The organism is Microbacterium sp. (assembly GCF_047971895.1).
In the GTDB taxonomy this organism is placed as follows: Bacteria; Actinomycetota; Actinomycetes; order Actinomycetales; family Microbacteriaceae; genus Microbacterium.
On record NZ_JBKEAF010000134.1, the window covers coordinates 1 to 1,856 of the forward strand.

Consider the following 1,856-nt stretch of genomic DNA (forward strand, 5'->3'; position numbering starts at 1 on the left):
ATCACGGCGGCGAGCAACTCACCCACGCCGAGCCCGAACAGCACTGCGGCGACACCGATTGCAGCCTGGGGGAGCCATGGCGGCCGGCGCGCGCGCACACTGCGGCTCGTGCCGCGTGGGGCCGTCACCGTCATACCAGTAAGCACATCACCGGATGCGCCGTACGGCAACCCCCGAGGAGCGAGTGCGACGGCTGACGAGCAGGATCACACCAGTGAGCAGCATGGCGAGCACACTGCCGCCCACGGGGGCGGTCGCGGCGGGGCCGGGGGCGCCGCTGCGACAGTGTTCTCCAGCTGGCGGTGAGGTCGCTGGTCACGCCGTCGCGGCCAGGGGCGCTTCGATCACGAATCAGGTCGGCGCGACGAATCCGGCCTGCCTGCCGTGGAGTGCCGACCGCATCGGGCCTGCCCGTGACCCGCACCGACGAGACCGGCCGACGAGGCTCAGCCGCCGATCGCGTTCATCCCCCGTGCCGGCTGCAGGAATGCCGGATCGTCGATCGCGTGGCCGGGCAGCTTGCGGAGCACGCAGCCGCGCAGCAGGCGTTCGATGTCGCCGTCCCGATCGGCGATGCCATCGGTGCCGCCGGTGTCGCCACCGCCGCCGGCGTTGTCGCGCAGGATCGGCAGCAGGTCGAACTCGGTGGTGGAGAACAGGCAGTTGCGCAACTGGCCGTCTGCGGTCAGCCGCAGCCGGTCGCAGTTGCCGCAGAACGGGGCGGTCACCGAGGCGATCACGCCGACCGAATCGGGGCCACCGTCCAGCAGGAAGCGCTCGGCCGGTGCGCCGCCGCGCCCCGGAACCGGGGTCAGCGTCCACCGCGCGGCGAGCGTGTCGAGGATTTCCTGCCGGGTCACCATTCGCTGCCGGTCCCAGGTGTGCCCGGCGTCTAGCGGCATCTGCTCGATGAAGCGCATCTGCGCGTCGTGCGCGCGGGCGAACTCCACGAGCTCCACCAGCTCGTCGTCGTTGACATCGCGCATTGCCACCGCATTGAGCTTCAATGGCCGCAGACCGCTCGCGGCGGCCGCGTCGATCCCGGCGAGCACGTCGTCAAGTCGGTCGCGGCGGGTCAGCTCGCGGAAGCGGTCGGCGCGCAGCGTGTCCAGCGAGATGTTGACCCGGGCCAGGCCGGCGTGCGCGAGGACATCGATCGTGCGGGCCAGGCCGATCCCGTTCGTCGTCATCGCGATTTCGACCGGATCGCCGGCCGGCCCACGAATCGCCGCCAGGCGCGTCACCACGTCCACGATGTCGCGGCGCAGCAGCGGCTCACCGCCGGTGAGCCGGAACGTCGTGATCCCCGCGGCGGCCGCCACCGACGCAACCTGCACGATTTCGTCCACCGTGAGGATGCTCTGTCGTGCCAGCCACTCGTTGCCCTGCTCGGGCATGCAGTAGGTGCAGCGCAGCGAACAGCGATCCGTCAGCGAAATGCGCAGATCGCGGTGCACCCGGCCGAAGGTGTCCAGGAGCGGGGCGTGGCGATCCGCGAGCACCGTCGCGGCATCGGCGGGCACGCGCACGCCGATCGCGACCGGAATCGCCGTCATCTCACCTCCCGCACGGCACGGGCTCGGTGCCCGGCCTCAGTGTCGAGGGTAGTCGGCTTCGGGAGGGGTAAGGCCCCGCAGTGGCCGCGAAAAATCAGCCGGGAGCCCGCGGAACGGGTGTGCGGGCTGCGGAATCCTCGGTGGGATCGACAAGAAGTTCGTGCTCGCTCGTGCGCAGAATGCGGATGTCGTCGGGGCGAACGGCCAGCTCCACGGATGCCCCGGGTGCGAGGTCGAGTTCGGCGGCGACGTCCGCGGAAATGTCGACGGCGACATCGGGTGTGCTCGTGCGCAGGCGCA

Annotated in this window: 2 protein-coding genes; both read right to left on the reverse strand. The window is 70.9% G+C overall.

Annotation, left to right across the window (positions count from 1 at the left end):
* Positions 1 to 446: 446 nt before the first annotated feature.
* Complete coding sequence (moaA, locus tag ACK5IN_RS10240; protein ID WP_416896085.1) at positions 447 to 1,556, reverse strand: GTP 3',8-cyclase MoaA; 1,110 nt, start codon at positions 1,554 to 1,556, stop codon at positions 447 to 449.
* Positions 1,557 to 1,650: 94 nt separating this feature from the next.
* The coding region (locus ACK5IN_RS10245; protein WP_416896086.1) for a hypothetical protein at positions 1,651 to 1,856 on the reverse strand (206 nt) is incomplete at its 5' end.